At 70.3% G+C, this 25,248-nt stretch carries 20 protein-coding genes and 3 pseudogenes; 15 read left to right on the top strand and 8 right to left on the bottom strand.

The features are described from left to right. The first annotated feature begins 20 nt into the window (after positions 1–20). From kdpB to OHA55_RS25330, 6 genes are all read left to right on the top strand, one after another. The gene (gene kdpB / locus OHA55_RS25305; protein ID WP_266709952.1) at positions 21–2,120 is read left to right on the top strand and encodes a potassium-transporting ATPase subunit KdpB; all 2,100 of its coding nucleotides are present in this window, start codon (positions 21–23) and stop codon (positions 2,118–2,120) included. A gap of 5 nt (positions 2,121–2,125) precedes the next feature. Continuing rightward, on the top strand, positions 2,126–2,794 hold the full coding sequence (locus OHA55_RS25310) for a potassium-transporting ATPase subunit C (RefSeq protein ID WP_266709953.1): 669 nt from the start codon (positions 2,126–2,128) through the stop codon (positions 2,792–2,794). Between the two features lie 221 nt (positions 2,795–3,015). Then, on the top strand, positions 3,016–5,559 hold the full coding sequence (locus OHA55_RS25315; protein ID WP_266709954.1) for an ATP-binding protein: 2,544 nt from the start codon (positions 3,016–3,018) through the stop codon (positions 5,557–5,559). A gap of 117 nt (positions 5,560–5,676) precedes the next feature. After that, positions 5,677–6,369, top strand: coding sequence for a response regulator (locus OHA55_RS25320; protein ID WP_266709955.1), 693 nt, complete (start codon positions 5,677–5,679; stop codon positions 6,367–6,369). A 109-nt stretch (positions 6,370–6,478) separates the two neighbouring features. Next, on the top strand, positions 6,479–6,895 hold the full coding sequence (locus OHA55_RS25325; protein ID WP_266709956.1) for an OB-fold nucleic acid binding domain-containing protein: 417 nt from the start codon (positions 6,479–6,481) through the stop codon (positions 6,893–6,895). Between the two features lie 3 nt (positions 6,896–6,898). Next, complete coding sequence (locus tag OHA55_RS25330) at positions 6,899–7,714, top strand: DUF3159 domain-containing protein (protein ID WP_266709957.1); 816 nt, start codon at positions 6,899–6,901, stop codon at positions 7,712–7,714. Between the two features lie 73 nt (positions 7,715–7,787). Here OHA55_RS25330 and OHA55_RS25335 read toward each other — a convergent pair whose 3' ends face one another. After that, positions 7,788–8,609, bottom strand: a complete 822-nt coding sequence (locus OHA55_RS25335; protein ID WP_266711133.1) for a phytanoyl-CoA dioxygenase family protein — start codon at positions 8,607–8,609, stop codon at positions 7,788–7,790. Positions 8,610–8,739: 130 nt separating this feature from the next. Here OHA55_RS25335 and OHA55_RS25340 point away from each other — a divergent pair, with 130 nt between their 5' ends. Beyond that, positions 8,740–9,792, top strand: a complete 1,053-nt coding sequence (locus OHA55_RS25340; protein WP_266709958.1) for a LacI family DNA-binding transcriptional regulator — start codon at positions 8,740–8,742, stop codon at positions 9,790–9,792. Between the two features lie 197 nt (positions 9,793–9,989). Here OHA55_RS25340 and OHA55_RS25345 read toward each other — a convergent pair whose 3' ends face one another. Then, positions 9,990–10,670: a TrkA family potassium uptake protein gene (locus OHA55_RS25345; protein WP_266709959.1), complete on the bottom strand. Its 681-nt coding sequence runs from the start codon at positions 10,668–10,670 to the stop codon at positions 9,990–9,992. Then, positions 10,670–11,338 (bottom strand): TrkA family potassium uptake protein, encoded by a 669-nt coding sequence (locus tag OHA55_RS25350; RefSeq protein WP_266709960.1) that lies wholly within the window; start codon positions 11,336–11,338, stop codon positions 10,670–10,672. Before OHA55_RS25350 ends, OHA55_RS25345 begins: the two co-directional genes overlap by 1 nt. A 490-nt stretch (positions 11,339–11,828) precedes the next feature. Between OHA55_RS25350 and OHA55_RS25355 the strand changes: the two genes are divergently transcribed. The 4 genes and pseudogenes from OHA55_RS25355 to OHA55_RS25370 all read left to right on the top strand — a co-directional run. Continuing rightward, positions 11,829–13,877: an APC family permease gene (locus OHA55_RS25355; protein ID WP_266709961.1), complete on the top strand. Its 2,049-nt coding sequence runs from the start codon at positions 11,829–11,831 to the stop codon at positions 13,875–13,877. 248 nt (positions 13,878–14,125) lie between these two features. Next, positions 14,126–15,454 carry a class I SAM-dependent RNA methyltransferase gene (locus tag OHA55_RS25360; protein WP_266709962.1) on the top strand — a complete coding sequence of 443 codons (1,329 nt, stop codon included), beginning with the start codon at positions 14,126–14,128 and terminating at the stop codon, positions 15,452–15,454. 131 nt (positions 15,455–15,585) lie between these two features. Further along, positions 15,586–15,711: a hypothetical protein gene (locus OHA55_RS25365; protein WP_266709963.1), complete on the top strand. Its 126-nt coding sequence runs from the start codon at positions 15,586–15,588 to the stop codon at positions 15,709–15,711. 426 nt (positions 15,712–16,137) lie between these two features. After that, positions 16,138–16,278: pseudogene (locus OHA55_RS25370) on the top strand (DUF262 domain-containing protein); the annotation flags it as partial. A gap of 11 nt (positions 16,279–16,289) precedes the next feature. Here the strand turns inward: OHA55_RS25370 and OHA55_RS36530 are convergent. Then, positions 16,290–18,263, bottom strand: a pseudogene (locus OHA55_RS36530) (BTAD domain-containing putative transcriptional regulator); the annotation flags it as partial. Positions 18,264–18,498: 235 nt separating this feature from the next. Between OHA55_RS36530 and OHA55_RS25385 the strand changes: the two are divergent. Both OHA55_RS25385 and OHA55_RS25390 read left to right on the top strand, forming a co-directional pair. After that, a complete protein-coding gene (locus OHA55_RS25385; protein ID WP_266709965.1) occupies positions 18,499–18,951 on the top strand; it encodes a nuclear transport factor 2 family protein in 453 nt (150 codons plus the stop codon). A 232-nt stretch (positions 18,952–19,183) separates the two neighbouring features. Next, positions 19,184–19,580, top strand: a pseudogene (locus OHA55_RS25390) (N-acetyltransferase). Between the two features lie 269 nt (positions 19,581–19,849). Here the strand turns inward: OHA55_RS25390 and OHA55_RS25395 are convergent. After that, positions 19,850–21,145, bottom strand: a complete 1,296-nt coding sequence (locus OHA55_RS25395; RefSeq protein WP_266709966.1) for an MFS transporter — start codon at positions 21,143–21,145, stop codon at positions 19,850–19,852. 150 nt (positions 21,146–21,295) lie between these two features. Between OHA55_RS25395 and OHA55_RS25400 the strand changes: the two genes are divergently transcribed. Together OHA55_RS25400 and OHA55_RS25405 are read left to right on the top strand one after the other, a co-directional pair. Beyond that, a complete protein-coding gene (locus OHA55_RS25400) occupies positions 21,296–21,457 on the top strand; it encodes a hypothetical protein (RefSeq protein ID WP_266709967.1) in 162 nt (53 codons plus the stop codon). A 124-nt stretch (positions 21,458–21,581) separates the two neighbouring features. Next, positions 21,582–22,799 (top strand): helix-turn-helix domain-containing protein, encoded by a 1,218-nt coding sequence (locus tag OHA55_RS25405; protein WP_266711135.1) that lies wholly within the window; start codon positions 21,582–21,584, stop codon positions 22,797–22,799. Between the two features lie 39 nt (positions 22,800–22,838). Here OHA55_RS25405 and OHA55_RS25410 read toward each other — a convergent pair whose 3' ends face one another. From OHA55_RS25410 to OHA55_RS25420, 3 genes are read right to left on the bottom strand one after another with little or no spacing between them, the layout of a single operon-like run. Continuing rightward, positions 22,839–23,819 carry a TauD/TfdA family dioxygenase gene (locus OHA55_RS25410; protein WP_266709968.1) on the bottom strand — a complete coding sequence of 327 codons (981 nt, stop codon included), beginning with the start codon at positions 23,817–23,819 and terminating at the stop codon, positions 22,839–22,841. 40 nt (positions 23,820–23,859) lie between these two features. After that, complete coding sequence (locus OHA55_RS25415; protein WP_266709969.1) at positions 23,860–24,999, bottom strand: glycine amidinotransferase; 1,140 nt, start codon at positions 24,997–24,999, stop codon at positions 23,860–23,862. A 33-nt stretch (positions 25,000–25,032) separates the two neighbouring features. Further along, positions 25,033–25,236 (bottom strand): ferredoxin, encoded by a 204-nt coding sequence (locus tag OHA55_RS25420; protein WP_266709970.1) that lies wholly within the window; start codon positions 25,234–25,236, stop codon positions 25,033–25,035. Between the last annotated feature and the right edge of the window lie 12 nt (positions 25,237–25,248).

Consider the following 25,248-nt stretch of genomic DNA (forward strand, 5'->3'; position numbering starts at 1 on the left):
GAACCCCGCAAGAGGACACCATGTCCACCGTCATTCAGCCGCCCGCACCGCACGGGGACGGGCCGGCCGAACCGAAGCCCGCCGCCGCCCGCGTGGGCGGAGGATTCTTCGATCCGAAGCAGCTGCTCACCTCCCTCCCGGACGCGGTACGCAAGCTCGACCCCCGGGTGATGGTCAAGTCCCCGGTGATGTTCGTCGTCCTGATCGGCTCGGTCTTCACCACGGTCCTCGCGGCCACGGACCCCACCGACTGGTTCGGCTGGGCCATCGCGGTCTGGCTGTGGCTGACGACGATCTTCGCCAACCTCGCCGAGGCGGTGGCCGAGGGCCGCGGCAAGGCGCAGGCCGACACCCTGCGCAAGGCCAAGACCGACACGGTCGCCCGCCGGCTGAACGGCTCCCGCGAGGAGAGCGTCCCCGGCACCGAACTGCGCATCGGCGACCTGGTCGTCTGCGAGGCCGGCGACGTCATCCCCGGCGACGGCGACGTGGTCGAAGGCGTGGCGTCGGTGGACGAGTCCGCGATCACGGGCGAGTCCGCCCCGGTGATCCGCGAGTCCGGCGGTGACCGCAGTGCCGTCACCGGCGGTACGAAGGTCCTCTCCGACCGCATCGTCATCAAGATCACGACCAAGCCGGGCGAGACCTTCATCGACCGGATGATCAACCTGGTCGAGGGCGCGGCCCGGCAGAAGACGCCCAACGAGATCGCGCTGAACATCCTGCTGGCGTCGCTCACCATCGTCTTCCTGCTCGCCGTGGTGACCCTCCAGCCGTTCGCGATCTACGCGGGCAACAAGCAGTCGATGATCGTGCTGGCCGCGTTGCTGGTCTGCCTGATCCCGACGACGATCGGCGCGCTGCTCTCCGCGATCGGCATCGCCGGCATGGACCGGCTGGTGCAGCGCAACGTCCTGGCCATGTCCGGCCGGGCCGTGGAGGCCGCGGGCGACGTCTCGACCCTGCTGCTCGACAAGACCGGCACCATCACCCTCGGCAACCGCCAGGCCGCCGAGTTCCTCCCCGTCGCCGGCACGACCGAGGCCGAGCTCGCGGACGCCGCGCAGCTCTCCTCGCTCGCCGACGAGACCCCCGAGGGCCGCTCCATCGTGGTCCTCGCCAAGGACAGGTACGGGCTGCGCGAGCGCCACCGCGGCGAACTGGCGCACGCCGTCTGGGTCGAGTTCACCGCCCAGACCCGCATGTCGGGCGTGGACGTGGACGGCCGCTGTGTCCGCAAGGGCGCGACCGGTTCGGTGGTGGCCTGGGTGAAGGAGCGCGGGGGAGCCGTCGCGGACGACGCCCAGGCGCTGACCGACCGGATCTCGCAGGCCGGCGGCACCCCGCTGCTGGTGGCGGTCGACGACGCCGACGGCGCCCGGGTCCTGGGTGTCGTCCACCTCAAGGACGTCGTCAAGGAGGGCATGCGGGAGCGGTTCGACGAACTGCGCCGGATGGGCATCCGCACGGTGATGATCACCGGTGACAACCCGCTGACCGCCAAGGCGATCGCCGAGGAGGCGGGGGTCGACGACTTCCTCGCCGAGGCGACGCCCGAGGACAAGATGGCCCTCATCAAGCGGGAGCAGGCGGGCGGCAAGCTCGTCGCGATGACCGGTGACGGCACGAACGACGCCCCCGCGCTCGCCCAGGCCGACGTCGGCGTGGCGATGAACACGGGCACCTCGGCCGCCAAGGAGGCCGGGAACATGGTGGACCTGGACTCCAACCCCACCAAGCTGATCGAGATCGTCGCGATCGGCAAGCAGCTCCTGATCACCCGCGGTGCGCTGACGACCTTCTCGATCGCCAACGACGTCGCGAAGTACTTCGCGATCATCCCGGCCATGTTCGCGGTGGTCTACCCGGGCCTGGACAAGCTCAACATCATGCGGCTCGACTCCCCGCAGTCCGCGATCCTGTCCGCCGTCGTCTTCAACGCGCTGATCATCGTCGCGCTGGTGCCGCTCGCCCTCAAGGGAGTCCGCTACCGCCCCGCCGGCGCGGACAGCATGCTCCGGCGCAACCTCGGGATCTACGGCCTCGGCGGCCTGGTCGCCCCGTTCATCGGCATCAAGATCATCGACCTGATCATCTCCCTCATCCCCGGAATCGGCTGATCGGCATGAACACCTCCGTAGGAAACACGACCCGGCTGCTGCTGGCCGGTCTGAGGGCCCTGCTCGTCCTCACCCTGGTCTGCGGCGTCATCTACCCGCTCGCGGTCACCGGTGTCGCCCAGGCGCTCTTCTCCCACAAGGCCAACGGCTCCGAGGTCAGCAGCGACGGCAAGGTCGTCGGCTCCGAGCTGATCGGCCAGCGCTACGACCTGCCCCTGAAGGACGGCCTGGAGACGGCGGACCCGGACCTCAAGTGGTTCCAGCCCCGCCCGTCCAACGGTCTCGGCAGCAACGGCGTCAACACCCAGTACAAGATCATCCTCTCCGGGGCGACCAACCGCTCCGGCGACAACAAGGACCTGATCGACTGGGTCACCGCCGCCAAGGCGGCCGTGGTCAAGGACAACTCCGTCCCCGGCCACCCGGTCGACCCCGACGACGTGCCGGCCGACGCCGTCACCTCCTCCGGCTCCGGCCTCGACCCCGACATCTCCCCGGAGTACGCGGAGATCCAGATCCGCCGCGTCGCCGAGAAGAACCACCTCGGGGTCGACCAGGTCACCAAGCTCGTGGACGACAACACCAGCGGACGCATCATCGGCTTCATCGGCGAACCCCGCGTCAACGTCCTCCAGCTCAACATCGCGCTGAAGGAACTGGTCGCCGCCGGCTGACGGCGAGAGCGCTCCGGGGCCCGGCGGAGCCCCGGAGCCGCCGCGTGTCCCGCCCGGCCCTCCTCCCCTGGGCCGGGCGGGACACACGGCGTCCCGCATCAGGGTTCCGTCAATACGGTCCCCCGGCACAACCGCCATCCGAAATGCCCGGATCTCCGGGAGTAGCGTCGTCAGTGGCTGCCGCACGGGCCGCAGCCCGCGCAAGAGAAGACAATGGGGCCATGGCACGCGGCAAGCTTCGTATCTACCTGGGGGCGGCACCCGGCGTCGGCAAGACCTACGCCATGCTCTCGGAGGCCCACCGGCGCATCGAACGGGGCACCGACTGCGTCGTCGCCTTCGTCGAGCACCACGACCGGCCCCGTACCGAGGTCATGCTGCACGGCCTCGAACAGATCCGGCGGCGCGAGATCGAGTACCGCTCGGCGGTCTTCACCGAGATGGACGTGGACGCCGTACTCGAACGGGCACCCGCGGTGGCCCTCGTCGACGAACTCGCCCACACCAACGTCCCCGGCGCCCGCAACGCCAAGCGCTGGCAGGACGTCGAGGAACTCCTCCAGGCCGGCATCGACGTCGTCTCGACCGTCAACATCCAGCACCTGGAATCGCTCGGCGACGTGGTCGAGTCGATAACCGGCGTCCGGCAGCGCGAGACCGTCCCCGACGAGGTCGTCCGCCGTGCCGACCAGATCGAACTCGTCGACATGTCGCCCCAGGCGCTGCGCCGCCGCATGGCCCACGGCAACATCTACAAGCCCGACAAGCTCGACGCGGCCCTCTCCAACTACTTCCGCCCCGGCAACCTCACCGCCCTGCGCGAGCTGGCCCTGCTCTGGGTCGCCGACCGGGTCGACGAGTACCTCCAGCAGTACCGGGGCGAGCACAACATCAACTCCACCTGGCAGGCCCGCGAGCGCATCGTCGTCGGACTCACCGGCGGACCCGAGGGCCGCACCCTCATACGCCGCGCCTCCCGGATGGCCGCCAAGGGCTCCGGCAGCGAGATCCTCGCCGTCTACATCGCCCGCAGCGACGGCCTCACCTCGGCCTCGCCCAAGGAACTCACCGTCCAGCGGACCCTCGTCGAGGACCTGGGCGGGACCTTCCACCACGTCATCGGCGACGACATCCCCGCCGCCCTCCTTGCCTTCGCGCGTGGGGTCAACGCCACCCAGATCGTCCTCGGCTCCAGCCGCCGCAAGACCTGGCAGTACATCTACGGCCCCGGCGTGGGCGCCACCGTCGCCCGCGAGTCCGGGCCGGACCTCGACGTCCACATCGTCACCCACGACGAGGTGGCCAAGGGCAGAGGACTGCCCATCGCCCGGGGCGCCCGGCTCGGCCGCGCCCGGATCATCTGGGGCTGGCTCGTCGGCGTCGGGGGGCCTGCCCTCCTCTCCGTACTGCTGCGCAGCATGGAGGACGGCCCCGGGCTCGCCAACGACGTCCTGCTCTTCCTCTTCCTGACCGTGGCCGCCGCCCTGCTCGGCGGCCTGCTCCCGGCCCTCGCGTCCGCCGCCGCCGGGTCCCTGCTGCTGAACTACTGGTTCACCCCACCGACCCACACCCTGACCGTGCAGGACCCGGAGAACATCGTCGCCATCGTGATCTTCTTCGCGGTGGCGGTCGCGGTCGCCTCCGTGGTCGACCTCGCGGCGAGACGCACCCACCAGGCCGCACGACTGCGCGCGGAATCGGAGATCCTCTCCTTCCTGGCCGGCAGCGTGCTGCGCGGCGAGACGACCCTCGACGCCCTGCTGGAACGGGTCCGGGAGACCTTCGCCATGGAGTCCGTCGCCCTGCTGGAGCGGCAGAACGACGTCGAACCGTGGACCTGCGCCGGATCGGTCGGGCCCAGCCCGGTGACCCGGCCCGACGATGCCGACGTGGACATGCCGGTCGGTGACCACATGGCGCTCGCGCTCTCCGGCCGGGTCCTGCCCGCCGAGGACCGCCGGGTGCTCGGCGCGTTCGCCGCGCAGGCGGCCGTCGTACTGGACCGCCAGCGCCTGGTCGGCGAGGCCGAGAAGGCCCGCAGGCTCGCCGAGGGCAACCGCATCAGGACCGCCCTGCTGGCCGCCGTCAGCCACGACCTGCGCACCCCTCTCGCCGCCATCAAGGCCGCCGTCAGCTCGCTGCGCTCCGACGACGTCGCCTGGTCCGAGGACGACGAGGCGGAACTCCTCGAAGGCATAGAGAACGGCGCCGACCGCCTCGACCACCTCGTCGGCAACCTGCTCGACATGTCCCGCCTCCAGACCGGGACCGTCACCCCGCTGATCCGCGAGATCGACCTCGACGAGGTGGTCCCCATGGCGCTCGGCGGCGTACCCGAGGGCAGCGTCGAGCTCGACATCCCGGAGACCCTGCCGATGGTCGCCGTCGACCCCGGCCTGCTGGAGCGGACCGTGGCCAACGTCGTGGAGAACGCCGTCAAGTACAGTCCTGACGGTTCACCCGTCGTGGTGGCCGCCAGCACGCTGGGCGACCGCGTCGAACTCAGGGTCTCCGACCAGGGGCCCGGCGTCCCCGACGAGGGCAAGCGGCGGATCTTCGAGCCCTTCCAGCGGTACGGCGACGCCCCGCGCGGCGCCGGCGTCGGCCTCGGCCTCGCCGTCGCCCGGGGGTTCGCCGAGTCGATGGGCGGCACCCTCGACGCCGAGGACACCCCCGGCGGCGGCATGACCATGGTGCTCACGCTCAAGACGGCGGCCGGCTACGTCCCCTCCAGTCCGGACCTCTCCCCGCAGGTCACCTCGTGACGCCGTGACCACAGCGGCGTCGGGGGCGTACGTGGTGCCCGAGGCGTCCGTCACACCCCCGACATCCGCGTGCATCAGAATCTCTTCTCCGTACAGCAGCAGAAAGGCAGGACCGCGATGACCCGGGTGCTTGTGGTCGACGACGAGCCGCAGATCGTACGCGCCCTCGTGATCAACCTGAAGGCGCGGAAGTACGAGGTCGACGCCGCGCCCGACGGGGCCACCGCCCTCCAGCTCGCCGCCGCCCGCCACCCCGACGTGGTGGTGCTCGACCTCGGCCTGCCCGACATGGACGGCGTCGAGGTCATCAGGGGACTGCGCGGCTGGACCCGGGTACCGATCCTGGTCCTCTCCGCCCGGCACACCTCCGACGAGAAGGTGGAGGCGCTCGACGCGGGCGCCGACGACTACGTCACCAAGCCCTTCGGCATGGACGAGCTGCTGGCCCGGCTCCGGGCCTCGGTCCGCCGGGCCGAGCCGGTCGGCCAGGACGGCGCCGACGACGTGGTGATCGTCGAGACCGAGGGCTTCACCGTCGACCTGGCGGCCAAGAAGGTCCACCGCGACGGCCGTGACGTCCGCCTCACCCCGACCGAGTGGCACCTGCTGGAGGTCCTCGTCCGCAACAGCGGCCGGCTGGTCAGCCAGAAGCAGCTCCTCCAGGAGGTCTGGGGCCCCTCCTACGGCACCGAGACCAACTACCTGCGCGTCTACATGGCCCAGCTCCGCCGCAAGCTGGAGGCGGACCCCTCGCACCCCCGGCACTTCGTCACCGAGCCGGGAATGGGCTACCGCTTCGAGCGCGGCTGACCCGGCGCGGGCCCGTCCCGCGCCCCTGCCCGCGGGGCATGGTCATGCACTCTTCCGAGTGACTTTTCCGGAGCCCGCGACCGGCTCGCGGGACCGGTACTCTTCGGGTATGAGTGCTGTTCCTCGATTCGATAAAGCCGGCAAGGCGGAGCGGTCCACCGGACGCTTCCGCCGCATGCTCGACCGGCTGTCCAGCTCCCAGGAGGACCTGGAGTCCGAGGAGCTCAGGGAAGACGCGCACGCCTCGGGGTGCACCCGCATCTCCGAATGCTCGGACCGCCAGATCGTCAAGGTGGCTGGTACGTTGCGGACCGTCACCCTGCGACCGCGTGCCGGAGTGCCCGCCCTGGAAGCGGAGCTCTTCGACGGCACCGCGCCGCTGGACGTGGTCTGGCTCGGCCGCCGCTCCATCGTCGGCATCGAGCCCGGCCGCAGGCTCATCGTCTCGGGCCGCGTCGCCATGAGCCACGGGCGCCGGGTGCTGTTCAACCCCACATACGAATTGCGACCGCTGGGCAAGGAGTAGCCGGTGACGTCCGACGACAAGCCGCCGACGCACGACGGGGACCGTACCCCGGACACGGATCAGCAGGACGCGACGAACAGGGCGGTCACCGAGGCCGCCCTCTTCGAGGCGTTCGGCGGGGTCCGGGGGATGGTGGAGACCGTCCTGCCCGGACTGCTCTTCGTCACCATCTTCACCGTCAACAAGAACCTGCACGTCTCGGCCATCGCCGCCCTGGCGGTCTCGCTGCTGCTGGTCGTCGTCCGGCTGGTCCGCAAGGACACCGTCAAGCACGCCTTCAGCGGCGTCTTCGGCGTGGCCTTCGGCGTGGTCTTCGCGATGATCACCGGCAACGCCAAGGACTTCTACCTCCCGGGCATGCTCTACACGCTCGGCCTGGCGCTGGCCTACCTGATCACCACCCTGGCGGGGGTCCCGCTGATCGGGCTGATCCTCGGCCCGGTCTTCAAGGAGAACCTCTCCTGGCGCACCAGGAACCCCGGCCGCAAGCGCGCCTACGCCAAGGCGAGCTACGCCTGGGGCCTCATCCTGCTCGCCAAGTGCGCGATCCTCTTCCCGCTCTACTGGTGGGCCGACACGGCGCAGCTCGGCTGGGTGCTCGTCGGACTGAAGATCCCGCCGTTCCTGCTCGCCGTCTACTTCACCTGGGTCTTCCTGGCCAAGGCACCGGCCCCGATCGACGTCTTCGCCGAGATGGAGGCCGCCGAACAGGCGGAGAAGGACCGCGAAGCGGAGCGGGCGGCGGAGCGGGCCCGCGACGCGGAGGCCGAGAGCGCCCGCGACGCGGAGACCGCGGCGGCGCGCCGCTACGAGGCCTGACACACCCGGACCCACACCCCCCGACGGTGGCGGACACGTCCTGTGTCCGCCACCGTCGGCGTTCCGGAAGACCTCATGCCTCGCCCATGACCAGACCCTCGATGGTGTGCTTCTGCGTCACGGGCACCAGCACGTCGACGACCGCGCAGTCGAGGTGGCGCCGGACCCGCTCGGGCAGGCTCTCCCAGTACGACCGGGTCGCGGCGGTGTCGTGCCGCTCGCCGTTCGTGGCCTCCGGACCGTCGACCCCGAGGACCAGCACGGGCCGGGGTTTCGCCGAATGGTTCCTGGTGCCCCGGTGCACGGTCAGCGCGCTGCGGGCGGAGATGTCCCCGCGCTTCGGGTACTTGCGTACGGCCCGTTCCTCGTAGCGCGGGTAGTGCGTCCGGGGCGGGAACATGCCGTGGCCGAACTCCGGGCCGTCGTCCCACTGGGTGCCCGGCGCGATCTCGAAGGGGCCCATGTCCTCCTCCGTGTCGACGGCCGTCACGTTGAAGGCGAGCGAGGTCAGCCGCCGTTCGGCGCGGGTCTCCTCCGGCATCGGGAAGTCCCGGTGCCACGGCTGGTCGACCGCGCCTTCGAGCGGTACGTCGAAGCCCAGCTCCACGATCCGGTAGTCGGGGCCGAGTACCGCCTCGCAGACGGACCGCACCCACGGATGATCGACCAGCTCGACGAATCCGCGCAGCTGCTCGGGGTGGATCTCCACGTAGTAGCGGTGCGGACCGCGTCCGACCGCGCCGCCGGTCCGCCCGAGGGCCTCCTGGAAAGCCACCTCGACGTCCTCGCGGAGCCGGTCCGTCCATTCCGGGGTGAACGCTCCCTTCCGCGCGGTGATGCCGTCCGCGTACAGGGCCTCCACGTCGGTGGTCACGTCGACGTCGAGTCCGGCCATCGCGGTGCGGGGGTGGGCATGCCGGCTCACAGGTGCCTCCAAAGGGTGGGACGGGGCGATTGCCGAGCAGTTTTACATCGTTGATTGCAACGTGGCAACACCTCGCGCGGGCGTGTGCCACGATGTGGGGGTGAGCAGCAGCCTGAAGGACGTGGCCCTCCGCGCCGGGGTCTCCCCGCGCACGGTGTCGAACGTGGTCAACGGTTCCGCGCCGGTCGCGGAGCAGACCCGCCTGCGGGTGCAGGAGGCGATCGACGAGCTGGGGTACCGGCCCAACCTCGCCGCCCGCAGCCTGCGGGCCGGGCGTACGGGCATCATCGGCCTCGCCATCCCGGAGCTGCACTCGCCCTACTTCGCCGAACTCGCCGGACTGCTGGTGGACGAGGCGCGGCGGCGCTCATGGACCGTGATCATCGACCAGACTTCGGGTGACCCCGACGCGGAGAGGCGTCTGCTGACGGGGGACGGGGGCCGGGTCATGGACGGGCTCGTGATCAGCCCCTGGGCGCTGGAGGCCCAAGACCTGACGGCCACCGCCGGCACGCTGCCGGTCGTCCTCCTCGGCGAGCGGAGCCCCGGCGGCCTGGCCGACCGGGTGGCGGTCGACAACGTCGCCGCGGCGGACGAGGCCACCACCCATCTGCTGGAACGCGGCCGACGTCGCGTCGCCGCCATCGGCCTCCAGCCGCACCTGGAGAACGGCACCGCGCAACAGCGCGCAGCGGGCTACCGCCGGGCCCTGCGGCGCGCCGGCATCGAGCCGCGCGCCGCGTGGGAGCGCCCCGTGACCGCGCTGCACCGGAGCGACGGCGCCCGCGCCATGGCGGAGCTGCTCGACGGCGGGGGGAGTGTGATCGGTGACGGCGGCGCCGTTCCGGACGCGGTGTTCGCCTTCAGTGACGAACTGGCCCTCGGCGCCCTGCATACGGCGCACGCGCGCGGGGTGCGGGTACCGGAGGACCTGGCGATCGTCGGTTTCGACGACATCGAGGACGGCCGGTTCAGTCACCCGGGCATCACCACCGTCTCGCCCGACAAGCAGCAGATCGCCGCACGGGCCCTGCAGTGCCTCGCCGACCGCGTCTACAGCCCCCGCAACACGCTGCCCGCCCACGACCTGACCGTCCCGCACCGCCTGATCGTCCGCGGGAGCACCGGAGGCCCGGGGGACGGCGGACGCTGAGGGGCGGACGCGGGCTTCGGGGGGCGGGCGCACGCCGAGGGGCGGACGCGGGCCTCGGGGGGCGGGCGCACGCCGAGGGGCGGACGCGGGACCTCACGGAAGGGGCCGCGATCACCGGGCCCGTACGAAAAGGGGCCGGGACCGAGTGCGTACCACTCGGTCCCGGCCCCTTCACCGGTCTCGCCCGGCCGGAACCCTCAGTCCTCCGCCGGTGCCTCGCGGCGGACCGACAGCAGGTCTTCCAGCTGCTCCTCGCGGGCCTGTGCGGCCACGAACAGCAGCTCGTCGCCGGCCTCCAGGGTCTCCTCGGGGCTCGGGGTGAGCACCCGCGTACCGCGGATGATGGTGACCAGCGAGGTGTCCTCGGGCCACTCCACCTCGCCCACCTGAGTACCGGCCACGGCCGACTCCGGGGGCAGGGTCAGCTCGACCAGGTTGGCGTCGCCGTGGCTGAAGCGCAGCAGCCGGACCAGGTCGCCGACGCTCACCGCCTCCTCGACGAGTGCCGACATCAGGCGCGGCGTGGAGACCGCGACGTCGACGCCCCAGGACTCGTTGAAGAGCCACTCGTTCTTCGGGTTGTTGACGCGGGCCACGACCCGCGGCACCCCGTACTCGGTCTTCGCGAGCAGCGAGACGACCAGGTTGACCTTGTCGTCACCGGTCGCCGCGATCACGACGTTGCAGCGCTGGAGCGCCGCCTCGTCCAGCGAGGTGATCTCGCAGGCGTCCGCGAGGAGCCACTCGGCCATCGGGACCCGCTCCACCGAGATGGCGGTGGGGGCCTTGTCGACGAGCAGTACCTCGTGCCCGTTCTCCAGCAGCTCGGCCGCGATGGAACGGCCCACCGCGCCGGCGCCGGCAATCGCCACGCGCATCAGTGACCGCCTTCCTCGGGGCCCTCGGCGAAGGCCGCCTCGACCTTCGCGACCTCGTCCGTACGCATCATCACGTGGACCAGGTCACCCTCCTGCAGCACCGTCTGGGACGAGGGCAGGATCGCTTCGCCCAGTCGGGTGAGGAAAGCCACACGCACCCCCGTCTCCTCCTGGAGCGTGCTGATCTTGTGACCGATCCACGCGGGGGTGGTGTGCACCTCGGCGAGCTGCACACCACCGCTCGGATCGCGCCACAGCGGCTCGGCGCCCGACGGCAGCAGTCGCCGCAGCATCTGGTCCGCCGTCCAGCGGACCGTGGCCACGGTGGGGATGCCGAGGCGCTGGTAGACCTCCGCGCGGCGGGGGTCGTAGATGCGGGCCGCGACGTTCTCGATGCTGAACATCTCGCGGGCCACCCGGGCGGCGATGATGTTCGAGTTGTCGCCGCTGCTGACGGCGGCGAAGGCACCGGCTTCCTCGATACCCGCCTCGCGGAGGGTGTCCTGGTCGAAGCCGACCCCGGTGACACGACGGCCACCGAACCCGGAACCGAGGCGTCGGAACGCCGTGGGGTCCTGATCGATCACTGCGACCGTGTGCCCCTGCTGTTCCAAGGTCTGCGCGAGAGCGGCTCCGACTCGCCCGCAGCCCATGATGACGATATGCACCCTGTGCCTACCTCGCAGTCCTGGTCGTCCGGCTGACCTGCGAAAACACTGTGCTCACAACTCTCTCTCGGCTTACCGGGCAAAGAAACGGGGCAACCACGTCCGTCGTTGCCCGGGGATGAGCTTAAGCGGCATCCCCGTGCCCGCCTCACCCGAGTGTGCGTTCGGCCGGGCGCCTCGGCAAAGGCGGGGCGCGCGCGTGTGCAAGACGAACGAAAGCGGCGGCAAAGACGGAGTAAAGAGAAGGGGACGGCGAGGGCCCAGCGGGCCCGGAGCGCCGTACGGGGCCGTACGGCCGCTGAGAAGCGGCTGATCCGGTGCACGGGCGTGACCGGAGGTGGTGGAACGGACGCTCCGGGTCATACAGGATCTGCGCAGCGCAAGGATTTCGTTAAGGTTTCTGCCAACTTTTCCGCTGATCGCAGGAGATTGGGGTGCCACGGGGTAGCGGGGGGCGACGGGCCTCCGGGCAACGCTTACGATCCTCTGCGTGTCCAAACTGACCGACGTGCCCAAGCGGATCCTGATCGGCAGGGCGCTGCGCAGCGACAAGCTGGGGGAAACACTCCTCCCGAAGCGCATCGCCCTCCCCGTCTTCGCATCCGACCCGCTGTCCTCGGTGGCGTACGCCCCGGGAGAAGTTCTCCTGGTGCTCTCCATCGCGGGCGTGTCGGCGTACCACTTCAGCCCGTGGATCGCGGTCGCCGTCGTGGTCCTCATGTTCACGGTCGTCGCCTCGTACCGGCAGAACGTCCACGCCTACCCGAGCGGCGGCGGCGACTACGAGGTCGCCACCACCAACCTCGGCCCCAAGGCCGGACTCACCGTCGCCAGCGCGCTGCTCGTCGACTACGTCCTCACCGTCGCCGTGTCGATCTCCTCCGGCGTGGAGAACCTCGGCTCCGCGATCCCGTTCGTGGTGGAGCACAAGACGCTCTGCGCGATCGCCGCGATCGTGCTGCTGACGCTGATGAACCTGCGCGGCGTGAAGGAGTCGGGGAAGCTCTTCGCCATCCCGACGTACCTGTTCGTCGTGGGCGTCTTCATCATGATCGCCTGGGGCGCCTTCCGCGGACTGGTCCTCGGCGACTCCATGCACGCGCCGACCGCCGACTTCACGATCAAGCCCGAACACGGGGGGCTGGCCGGATTCGCCCTCGTCTTCCTGCTGCTGCGCGCGTTCTCCTCCGGCTGTGCCGCGCTCACCGGTGTCGAGGCGATCAGCAACGGCGTCCCCGCCTTCCGCAAGCCGAAGAGCAAGAACGCCGCGAACACCCTCGCGCTGATGGGCCTGCTGGCCGTCACCATGTTCTGCGGGATCATCGCGCTGGCCATGGTCACCGACGTGAAGATGGCCGAGAACCCGGCGAAGGACCTGTTCCACGACGGCGCCTCGGTCGGCTCCGGCTTCGTCCAGGACCCGGTGATCTCCCAGGTGGCCGCCGCCGTCTTCGGAGACGGTTCGTTCCTGTTCGTCGTCCTCGCGGCGGCCACCGCGCTCGTACTCTTCCTCGCGGCGAACACCGCGTACAACGGCTTCCCGCTGCTCGGCTCGATCCTCGCCCAGGACCGCTACCTGCCGCGCCAGCTGCACACCCGCGGCGACCGCCTCGCCTTCTCCAACGGCATCGTGCTGCTGGCCGGCGCGGCCATCCTGCTCGTCTGGATCTACGGAGCGGACTCCACCCGCCTGATCCAGCTGTACATCGTCGGCGTCTTCGTCTCCTTCACCCTGAGCCAGACCGGCATGGTCCGGCACTGGAACCGCCACCTGCGCACCGAGAAGGACCCGGCCACCCGCCGCCGCATGGTCCGCTCGCGCGCCATCAACACCTTCGGCGCGTTCTTCACCGGCCTGGTGCTGGTCGTCGTCCTCGCCACCAAGTTCACCCACGGCGCCTGGGTCGCCCTGCTCGGCATGGTGATCTTCTACGGAACGATGACCGCGATCCGCAAGCACTACGACCGGGTCGCCCGCGAGATCGCCGCCGACGAGACTCCGTCCGACGAGACAGTGCGCCCCTCGCGCGTCCACGCCATCGTCCTCGTCTCCAAGCTCCATCGCCCCACCCTGCGCGCCCTCGCCTACGCCAAGCTGATCCGCACGGACCACCTGGAGGCGCTCTCCATCAGCGTCGACCCGCAGGAGACCAAGGCGCTGCGCGAGGACTGGGAGCGGCGCGGCATCAACGTCCCGCTCAAGATCCTCGACTCCCCGTACCGCGAGGTGACCCGCCCGGTCATCGAGTACGTCAAGGGGCTGCGCCGGGAGAGCCCGCGCGACGTGGTGAGCGTGTACATCCCCGAGTACGTCGTCGGGCACTGGTACGAGCACCTGCTCCACAACCAGAGCGCGCTCCGGCTGAAGGGGCGCCTGCTCTTCACTCCCGGCGTCATGGTCACCTCGGTGCCGTACCAGCTGGAGTCCTCCGAGGTCGCGAAGAAGCGGGCCCGCAGGCGCGCCGAGTGGACCGCCCCGGGCTCCGTCCGGCGCGGACCGGTCGAGCGCCGGCCCAAGGAGCCGGTGAAGAAGCCGTGAGCGGGGGATGAGCGGCGGAGGGGGCGGCGGAGGGGGCGGTCCGCTGACCGCTCCTCTCCCAGCCGGGCCCTCCGCGGCGTGGTGAACGGCCGGACGACTCCCACGTAGACTGGTGGGCTGTTGTCCGGCCGCGTGCGTAGGGGCCGGAACGTCGCCCGGCTTCCGCTGCGTCGCCCGGCTTCCGCTGCGGGGTACCGCCCGCGACTGCCGTACCTCTGTTCGTCCCCCGATTTTTGGAGCTCCCCCTCATGTCGAACGAATCCACGTTGTCGCTGGTCGGGGAGGAGTACGAGGTCGAGGTCGGCCCCGTCGCGCACGGAGGCCACTGCATCGCCCGGACCGAAGGGGGCCGGGTGCTCTTCGTACGCCACACCCTCCCCGGCGAGAAGATCATCGCCCGCGTCACGGACGGCGACACCGACTCCCGCTTCCTGCGCGCCGACGCCGTCACCGTCATCGAGGCCTCCAAGGACCGTGTGCCGGCCCCGTGCCCGTACGCCGGTCCCGGCATGTGCGGCGGCTGCGACTGGCAGCACGCCAAGCCGGGCGCCCAGCGCCGGCTCAAGGGCGAGGTCATCGCCGAGCAGCTCCAGCGCCTCGCGGGCCTCACCCCGGAGGAGGCCGGCTGGGACGGCACGGTCATGCCCGCCGAGGGCGACAAGCTCCCCGCCGGCGAGGTGCCCGCCTGGCGCACCCGTGTCCAGTACGCCATCGACGATGAGGGCAACGCGGGTCTGCGCAAGCACCGCTCCCACGACGTCCAGCCGATCGACCACTGCATGATCGCCGCCCCCGGCGTCACCGAGCTGGGCATCGAGAAGCGCAGCTGGCCCACGCTGGCCGGTGTCGAGGCGATCTCCGCCACCGGCTCCCACGACCGCCAGGTCGTCCTCACCCCGAAGCCCGGCGGCCGGCTCCCCCTGGTCGAGCTCGACAAGCCCGTCTCGGTCCTGCGCGTCGAGGAGCACGACGGCGGCATCCACCGCGTCCACGGCCGCGCCTTCGTCCGCGAGGTCGCCGACGACCGCACCTACCGCGTCGGCTCCGGCGGCTTCTGGCAGGTCCACCCGCAGGCCGCCAACACCCTGGTCCGCGCCGTCATGCAGGGACTGCTGCCCCGCAAGAACGACACCGCCCTCGACCTCTACTGCGGCGTCGGCCTCTTCGCCGGCGCCATCGGCCAGCGCATCGGCGAGAAGGGCGCGGTCCTCGGCATCGAGTCCGGCAAGCGCGCCGTCGAGGACGCCCGCCACAACCTCAAGGACCTCGACCGGGTCCGCATCGAGCACGGCAAGGTCGACCAGATCCTGCCCCGCACCGGCATCACCGAGTGCGACCTCATCGTCCTCGACCCGCCCCGCGCCGGCGCCGGCAAGCAGGTCGTCAAGCATCTCTCGGGCCTGGGCGCCCGCAAGATCGCCTACGTCGCCTGCGACCCGGCGGCGCTGGCACGGGACATCGCGTACTTCCGCGAGGGCGGCTACAAGGTGCGCACGCTGCGGGCGTTCGACCTGTTCCCGATGACGCACCACGTGGAGTGCGTGGCGATCCTGGAGCCGGTGAAGAAGGACGACTGACCTGCTGGTTTCATGGGGCCGGCGACGGCGGCGCAAGCCGTGGTCGCCGGCCCCACAGCTTCCTGACGCTCGTTCTGAAGGCACTTCACATGTGGCGGGGTTCGGTGTCGTCGTGCGGACCTGCTGACAGGTTGTCCGAGGAAGAGCAGGCCATCCGCCGCACTCGGGGCGTGGTGCACGTCCGCGGCAGCTCGCTCCAGGGCGATGTCGTCGCGCAGTTCGATTCCTTGGGTCCGGAGTTCATCGTGGCCCGGTGACTCAACGCACAGGCGATGGCGTCATCGTGTGCCACGACCTTCAGAAGGCGGTCTCCGGTATCGGGTGCGAGAACGATGCCGCGCATGAACTTGATGACGCGGATGGTACGAGTCCGGGAACCGCGGGGATTTCCTCGTTTCCAGGGGCAGGCCGGCATGGCGGTGTTCGCGGAACGTGTCGAAGAACTCGTGGACCCGCTTCTGGACGGACTTCTCCAGCCTGGTGAACTCCAGGAGAAAGCCCTTGTGGAGGCCCAGTGTCACCACGTGTGCCCCCTGGTCGTGCGTGTGTCGATGTTTCGACTGATCACCGTGCGGTGTGGGGCGACAATGGCGGCTCAGCGTCGAGGGTTTGGGGAGAGGACGGACGTGCACGCTCAGGAGACTACGTTCAGTAACCTGGTGCAGGGGGAGCAGTAGTTCCAGGTGCCGCTCTACCAACGCACCTACAGCTGGCAGCGCGACGAACTGCAGCAGTTGTGGGACGACGTACAGGAGTTGGTCGAGGACCGGCAGGAAGGACGTCCCGGCTCGGGTCACTTCCTCGGTTCGGTCGTGCTGGCGCCCGAGCGCGCCGGCAGCAGCTGCCCCACCCTGCGCAGGGTCCGTGCCCTGCCGCCCTGATAGCCGACCCCGTCGTAGATCTCCAGTGCCTCGTCCAACTGGGCCTGCGCGGCGTCCCCGTCACCCCGGCGCATCCGTATGTGGGCGCTCTGCGTGAGCACGATCGCCCGGCCCACCACGTCACCGGCACGGTCGAAGTCGGCGAGGGCCTGCTCGTACAGGTCGAGGGCGGTGTCGTCGTCCCCGTTCGTCCGCGCGATGAGGGCCATGTCGCGGCGGCACAGCGCCTAGCCCTTCGGATCGTCCAACGCCTGGAAGACGTCGCCAGGTTCCAGCTGACGTCGTGCAGGCCCTCGGCGGCGGCGTGCTCCACCATGTGGCAGAGGGCCGCCTGCTCCGCGTCGAACCAGGCCAACGGGTCGGCGAGCAGGTCCTCGGTGCAGGACGCGGGCGGTACCCAGCGCGGGGCGTCGCCGTGCAGCACCGTGAAGTCGCCGCCGTAGACCTTGCGATGGGCTTCCTGGGCGAGGTACATCCAGTCGCCCGCCATCCGGGTGAGTGCGGCGCGCTGGGTCTCCGGGGCTTCGTGCAGGGCCAGTTGCTCGCGGGCGTAGACCCGGATGATCTCGTGGAACTGATACCGGTAGCCGCCGGTGGGCTCCACGCCGACGATGTCCAGCATCTGCATGTCCACCAGCGGTTCCACCAGATCCGACGGTACGGGGCGGTCGTCGTCCAGCAGGGCGCCGGCCACCCAGCTGGGCAGCGTCGGTGTCCGGGACATGCTCAGCATCCGCAGCAGCCCGCGGTCCTGTGGCGCCAGACCGCTGTCGGAGCACCATCGACGCGAGCGTCCAGTGCGGGCGGGCGGCAAGCCGGGCCGCCGCGATCCGCAGGGCCAGCGGCAGCCGTCCGACCGTACGGACCAGAGCCTTGGCGGACGCCGCCTCGCCCTCGACTTCTCCCGCCCGATGATGCTGGACAGCAGCGTCAGCGCCCGGTCCTCGTCCAGGACGTCCAGCTCCACGCGGTGCGCGCCCGGCAACGCGGTCAGCCTGGCCCGGCTGGTGACGAGGACGGCGCAGTCACGACTGCCGGGCAGCAGCGGCAGCACCTGGCTCTCGGTGGCGGCGTAGTCCAGGACCACCAGAAGGCTGTGCGAGGCGAGCCGGGGCCGGTACATCTCCGCCCGCTCGTCCAGCGAGTCCGGGATCAGCTGACCGGGGATGCCCAGCGCCCGCAGGAAGCGGCCCAGCACCTCCAGGGCGGTGGCCGGTGTGCCGGTGCCGCGCAGGTCGCAGTAGAACTGACCGTCGGGGAACCCCGTCTCGGCGAGCCGGTGCGCGACGTGCACGGCGAGTGTGGACTTACCGGTGCCCGGCTTGCCGGTGATGACGGCGAGTCCTACCGCCTTGCGGTCCCGTCCGCTGGTCAACGCCCCGTCCAGAGCGGCGACCTGCCTCTCGTTGGCGACGAAGTCCCAAGTCGAGGAAGGGAGTTGCTGAGGTCGGACCTCGTGCGGCTGCGGTTCGGTCCGATCGGGGGAGACGTCCTGGGCGGCGGAGGAGCGGCTCCCGGGGCGGCTCGCCGGTAGGGCTCCGGTCCGTGGCGTGCTCGCCGTCGGCGTGCGGCCCGGGGTCGCCGGACGGTACCTGGCTCGCGCCCTCCGCGGGCCCGGCCGGCGAGGCCGGTGCCGGGTCCGGGCGGGTCCCGCTCCTCTCCTCGTGGGACCGGATCGCCGCCACCGGCGGGGGAAGTTCACCGGCGAGGATCGCCGCCTCCAGCCGCCGCAGCTCCCTGCCCGGCGCCAGTCCCAGTTCCTGGTCGAGGATCCTGCGCCCCGTGCGGTACGCCTCCAGGGCCTCCGCCTGGCGCCCCGACCAGTACAGGGTGCACATCAACTGCTCGCGCAGGCGCTCGCGCAACGGGTTCTCGTGGAAGAGGAGTTGGAGTTCGCCGACGAGCCGGTCATGCCGTCCCAGCTCCAGGGCGGCCGCGACGCGCCGGGGACATGCTCGACCGTACGCGGCGTGCCCTCGGCCACCGAGCCTCCGACCTCGTGAGCGACTTGAGCTCGGGACCAACTACCCAAAGGTTCCACGACCCTCACGATCCGTCCATCCTGCTGCGGGCCGTGCGTGACCACTCGGCGAATAGCGCCGTGATAGGGGGAGGTTGGCGCATTGCGGGAAAGTGCTGGGAGAAGGAGACAAGAGGCGTCCCATGCACGCCGACGTCTGGATGAACACAGCCCCCGACACGGTGGTCGACCTGGTCACCGCCGCCGGAACCGACCACGTCCGCCTCGTGTACGACTACCTCGACGCCGGCGACCTCGACGCGTGCGGATCCCTGCTGCACGACCGCGTCGAGCTGGAACTGCCCGGCGTCCCCACCGCCCGAGGGCGGACCGCGGTCCTGCACGCCCACCGCGACCACAACGGGTCCCACACCCGCCACGAGATCGACCGCGTCGTGGCCCGGGACCGGAGCATCGTCGCCGCGGGCCGCCGCGTCACCTCCGGCAAGGAGGACCTCAGCCTGCGCTTCGTGGACTTCTTCCGTATCGCCGGGGACGGCATGGTCGAGTCCTGCACGCCCTATTACCACGCGGAACCGGGCGGGCCCGGAGGCAAATCGTGGCGCACGGCCGGGTTCCCGCCGCCGTCCTGTTGACGGCGGGGCGGTGGGCGTGCGGGATGCTTCAGGTCGCGGCGGCGACATCGGCGCCGATGATTCCGGGCGATGTCACGCGAAGGCTGCGGGTTGGATCGGGGGGTCCGAGCGGCAGGGTCCCCGTCCGGCCGGGGGCGGGGCCGCCGGTCGATCCCCGCCGCCCGAGGTTCACCGAAACGCTGTGGGGAGAACGAGGGAAGAGGACGGCTGTGCGCTGCAGCGGTCGGGCGCCATGAGTGGGCTTCCCGATCACTTCGTCCACCCCGTCCTGGTACGGCTGCCGGGCGAAAGTCGTCATCTGCGGCCGATCCGGGAGGCGGACACCCGCTCACCCATCCGCCGTGACGGGCTCGCGCGAGGGTCTGTGGTCCCTCCTCGGCCCGGCCTGGGGCTTGCCTGCGGCCACCATGATCCATGAGGCCGACCAGTTGGGGCACGAGAAGGAGATCGCCGCACATCAGTCCTTCAACTGCGCACTGTTCGACGGGCCGGGACAGCCCTGCTCGGTGTGTCTGCATCGACCCACCGGATAAGGCCGGCGAAATCTCCTGGTGGGTGGTGCCAAGCTGGTCGGCCGCGAGATTTCCTGGCCGGGCCGGCGGGCCCTGCCGCAGCACCGCGACGCGTAGGCCGCCCTTCTACGCGCCGGGATGCTCCGGCTACGCGCCGGGATGCTCCGGCGAGCTCTGCGGCTCACGCGCCGGCGGGCACCGAAATCGCTGAGATCCCGGTTACTCCGGGGGCTCCTGCGCAGCTGGCACCAGGGATCGATGCGGGGGGCAAGCCCGGTGGTGTCCTCTGGCGAGAAGTGCCACGCAGACAGGGCAGCAGAGGAGGTCGCGGAATCCAGGTGCGCGGTCAGCCTGTTCACCAGCCTCAGCCGGACTGATCGGGTCCGTCATCGGGTATCTCCCTCTCGGGTCCGCTCGGCCCACCGTACGGCGTACGGCATCACGAGTCCTACTGCAACGAAGACGCCGCCCGCGGCGATCCAGCCGGGAGCTCCCCAGGTGACGCAGAAAAGGCCGAGCAGGGAAGGGGCCAGGGAGTTCGCCAGGGAGTGGCCCATGCCGGAGAGTCCGGAGTACTGCCCCTGTGCGTGCTCGGGGGCCAGCGCGAAGCTCAGTTCCAGCGAGCCCGCCTCGTGCCAGAGTTCACCGATCGTGTGCATGGCAACACCGACGAGGATCAGTACGGCAGCTGGTATCGCGGGCAGGCCGCCCGTGACGGCTATGGCAGTCATGCCCACGAGAAAGGCAGGCCCGGAGCGACGTACGGCCCGGGCAGCCGTGGTGCTGGAGTCGACGTCCCGAGCGGCCCTGACCTGGAGGGCCACCACCATCAGAGTGTTGAGTACCGCGCTCACACCCACGAGCCAGCGGGGCGCGTCGCTGTGTCCGACAATCCACAGCGGTAGAGCGAAGACCAGCACCTGGCCCTGGATCGCCATGATCCCGTCGAGCAGGATCACCGCCATGAACGGTCGGTCCTTCAGCGCTGACCAACGACCGGCCACCGCGGGCGCCTGCACGGGGGCGAGGCGCGGAAGTCGGCTGATCACGGCCGCGCAGGCCAAGAAGGTGAGGGCGTTGCCGAGGACCAGGGACGCGTAGGCGGCGCGGGTGTCGAGCTGCACCACGACACCGGCTGCCAGGGCACCGAAGCTTCCCGCCAGGTTGCCGGCCGCACGCAGATACGAGCGATACGCGGTGGAATGCCGCCCGGCGAAGCCTCGGACGAGAGGACCGCGCGCCGCGGCACTGGCTGAGTTGGCGAGCTGGATCGCGCAGAGCGTCACCGTGAACAGCCAGAAACTGTGGACGAACAACAGTCCCGTCATTCCTGCGGCCTGCGCGGCCAGGGTGACGAGGTACGTCTCCCGTGCTCCGCGCATGTCGGCGAGACGCCCGACCGGTATGCCGGCGAACAGTCCGATCATGGAAGCTGCCCCCATGCCGAGGCCCACCTGGGCCACGGACAGCCCGACCGAGCGTGTGAAGAAGAGGGCGGCTCCCGTCATGTAGAGGCCCGCGCCGATCATGTTGACGAAGAACGCGACAGCAAGGGTGCGTCTTGGGCCCCGTTCGGGGATGAGCCCGCGCGCCACCGGCCAGGGCGGTCCGTTCCCAGGTTCCGCGGGTCCGTCGGCGTACAGGACGGCCGCGGTCGTGCCGGGATTCTTGCCGATGTCCATGCCGCGGACATTAAGGATCAACCGCAAGGCTTGTCAATTGATTGCCAAACATTGTCACAGCTGATCGTCCATGCTTAGGTGGGCGCAGTTGAACGACTCCGGGCTCTCGCCGTAGAGGCGGCCGGGGCTCTCGTATCCCGTGGGGGGACCATGAAGAAGCAGCTTGCCAAGATGACCGCTCTCATCGGACTGATCACTGCCCTGGCGCTGGCGTCCGTCAGTGTCGGACAGTCGGGTGCGAACCACTCGACTCCGCAGGCTTCGAGTGAGACGCAGACTTCGATCGTCACCGACGAGATCGACTGGCCGTAGCCGCGCCATCGCCCCAGGCGAAGTCAAAGACGTGACAAGACACCTACCGAATTTGTAAGTTGCTGCCATCGGCTGCAAACTGTCTGCCATGTCTTATGGAGGGGACCAGATCCTTCAGCAGCCCATGTTCGGACGTCGACTCCGAGCGCTACGCATCGCGCATGGCTTCTCGCAGGTGCAACTGGCCGGAACAGAGATCTCTCCTGCATATCTGTCCCGGCTGGAATCAGGCGCCCGCCCTCCCACCGCGAGAGTGGTGACCTACCTCTGCGAGAAGCTCAAGGTGACGCCGGCCTCGTTCGGCACCACCGCGGGCAGTTCGCTGGCCCGGGCGCTCGCCACCGTCATGACGGTCGGCGAGCTTCCTGCCATGGCCGCCGTGCTGGAGGAAGCCCTCCTGCAGGAACAGGAGGAGGACGACGACGCCGTGCTGCGCTGGCAGGCGCAGTGGGCACTCGCACGCTGCTACCAGACGCAGGGGAAGGTCACGGAGGAACTCGCGGTCCTCCACGAGATGACCGCACTCGGCGACCGCACCGGCCTGTCCGAGCTGCGCGCCCGCTCCCGGGTCAGGCTCGCCAGGCGACTGCGTGCCTCGGGCGACACCGCCGGGGCACGCGCGCACGCGGAGGAGGGACTCGCCCTCGCCGAGACGCACGACCTGCCGCACAGCGACGTCGTGGAAGCGCTGCTCACCCTCATCTCCATCGCGGCCGAGGAGGGCCACCTCGCCCAGGCCCGGGCGGATGCCGACCGCGTGGTCGGCACCCTCTCGGACGACTCCGCCGAACTCCCGCTGCGCCTACAGGCCGAGGCGCTGTGGACGGCGTCGATCGTCTGCGGACGCCAGGGCGACCACTCGGCTGCCGTCGCGACGATGAAGCGCGCGCTGGCAGTCCTGCCCGGCAGTGAGGACCCGGTGCTGTGGATGCGCATGCGCCTCGCGGCCGCGTCCATGTACCTGCGTCTGGATCCCCGCGACACCTCTGAGGCCCGCCTCCGACTCGACGAGGCCGAGGCCGTCACCACGCTTGTCGGCATGCCCGTCCACCAGACAGAGCTGCTCCTTCTGCGGTGCCAGCTCGCGTTCCACGAAGGCCGGTTCGACGACGCCCGCGTGCTGAGCGATCGGCTCGACGCCAGCCCTGAAGGACTCGGCTCCCGCGACCAGCTGCGACTGGACGTGCTGCGCAACCAGATCGAGATCATCAGGGGCGACCACGCCACGGCCGTGGCCGACCTGGAGCGCATCGCGAAGGAAGCGCAGATGTCCGTCAACGTTGAGTTGTCCGCCGAGGTCTGGCGCGCCCTCGCCGAAGCCCTGAAGCTGGCCGAAGGCTGACGGTGCGGCCCCGGCGGTCACACCGCCGGGGCCGCACCGTCAGAGCAGGATCGCGCCGCCGCCCGGTCGGTACCCGGCGCTCCGCCGGTTGTCCAGATGGACGAAGGTGCGGTGCAGCCAGCGGTCCCGGCCGTCGTAGCGCGGCCGGAACGACGTACGGCCGTGCACAGCCACCCGGTTGTCCACGAAGGCCAGTTCGCCGGGCCGTAGCATCAGCAGGGCCGCGACCTCCAGGAACGCCGTGCGCAGCGACTCCAGGGCGTCCGCCGCCTCCGGGTCCAGTGCCGCCGTCGCGTGGAAGTCCACCTGGACGTTCGGGTCCTGCCGGTCGCCACCCAGGACGGGGTGGCAGGGGGCCTCGCCCGACTGGAAGGAGGGCGGCGGCTGCGTCACGAAGCGGGGTGCCTCAAGGGCGCGGCGCACCGCTTCGGGGAGCAGGGCCACGGCCCGGCGGATCGAGGCGACGAAGGTGCCGGCGTCGCCGTCGTGATGCTCGCGCAGGCAGAACAGTCCTACGAAGTCCGGTCGGTGCGGGTGGAACGCGTTCTCCACGTGGAGTTCGAGCAGGGTGGAACCCGCGTTGCTCTGCGACCCCTCCATGCCGGGAATCGGTACCACGTTCTGCACGAGGGCACCGGACTTCTCCGCCTGGTAGGCCGTCACCTCGCCCAGCTCATGGCTGATCAGGGCTACCACGGAAGCCGGCAGCGTGGCCTGCCGTTCGACGGATCCCGCCACCGCCGGAGTCTCCGGAAGCCATGCCTCGTCCATGGGCAGGTTGCGCAGGACGAGCAGGCCGTCCGGGCCCGGGTCGTGTCGGTAGTGGCGGATCTCCTCGCGTATCCGGAGGGGAAGTCGGCAGGCCAGTGCGCGGGCGGCTTCCCGCCACCGGCTTTCGTCCACGAGACCGGGCGCGGTCCCGGAGAGCAGACGAGCCAGCGCCTCGACCTCGTGGCGCTCGGTATCGGTCAGGGTCAGGCCCACGGTGGCAGCGACAGGTGCGGGCAGGGCGGTGGTCATGCGGCGTCCTTTCGTATTGTCCGGATCGGAGAGGATCCGGTCAGCCCAGGTAGTCCTCGGCGCCTCCGGCGCGGACCGTGTCGAGGGTGAAGCAGTGGAAGCCGCCGCCGAAGAGCCGGCGGTGGCGATGGCGCACGGGCACGACATCGAACTTGTGCGCTTCCAGCGTCCTGATCAGCGTCTTGCACGCGTCGTTGACCATGACTGTCTGCTCGTCGACGGACAGCAGGTTCAGGTCGATGTACGGGCTGGGCGGGATCGGGTCGCCGTTCTCGTACTGCGGGTAGTCCTCCAGGGCCGGAGTGGGCGCGATGATCGTGTCCCACTTCCGCAGCGCCTCGGGCAGGTAGTCCCGTACGCCTTCCGAACGCAGCAGGAGCAGGCCGGGGCGGAGTGCGACGATGACGCTGTCGATGTGGCTCTGTGTGAGTCTCTCCATGCGGTGGACCCGGACGCGGCCCTTGAGGTGGCGCTCCAGCCAGTCAACCGCCAGCGCGTGGTTGGCGTTGGAGACGTTGACGATCAGGTCGCGGCCGAACCGCAGGGCGTTGGCGCCGTCGATGAGCATTTCGAGACCGACATCGTACGGGGAGGGCCGCGGCTCCAGCGGGACCTCGATGTTCGGTGCCGCGTGGGCGATGTTGCCAGGGTCGAAGGAGTTGTCCGTCAGCATGGGGCGCGGCATCGTCGTCCAGCGGGCGCCCTGGAGGAAGTAGTCCTGGAAGACGGGTGCCAGGAACTTCGTCTCGAAGTAGCGGGCTCGCAGCATCGGCGGGGTCTCGATGATTTCGTCGCCGACGATCAGGGTGTTGTCCCGGACGTTCAGCGGCGGGGTGACCGGTGCGGACCAGGCCGGAGTGGTCACCCCGCGGTCCACGGACTCCGGCTCCAGGGGCCGCAGAACCTTGACGCCGAGCGACGCCAGGGTGGCGGCCATGCCCTCGACGTCCTCGACGAGTTCGTCGGCGAGGCGCTGGCGGAAGGCGATCCGCTCCGGGGATTCGGTGCTCCCGCCGTCCCGGGAGGTGCGGATGGACGGGTAGTAGCCGCGGGCGCCGGTGAGATTGTCGCTGATGAACATGTCGAAGGACAGATCACGGACGCGGGCGGCGTAGTTGGTGGCGGAGCCGACGATGACCTCTTTGAGTGAGGTCCATTCGTCGTGGCTGTTCAGGCGCATGGAAGGATTCCTTCGGGGTGTGTCGGAGGCGCGTCAGCGGTCGTCAGTACCGGTGAGGATCGCCTGGACCGGGCAGAGCCCGGCGGCCTCCCGTACGGCGTCGCGCAGGTCGGGTTCGGGACGTTCGTCGAGGAGTACGACCGTGCCGTCCTCCTCGTCCTGGTCGAAGATCTCGGGTACGGCGAGGGCGCACTGCCCGGAACCGACACAGGCGTCAGGTTCGATCGTGAGGTGCATGGGTCGGGATCC

Source organism: Streptomyces sp. NBC_00102, from assembly GCF_026343115.1.
In the GTDB taxonomy this organism is placed as follows: Bacteria; Actinomycetota; Actinomycetes; order Streptomycetales; family Streptomycetaceae; genus Streptomyces.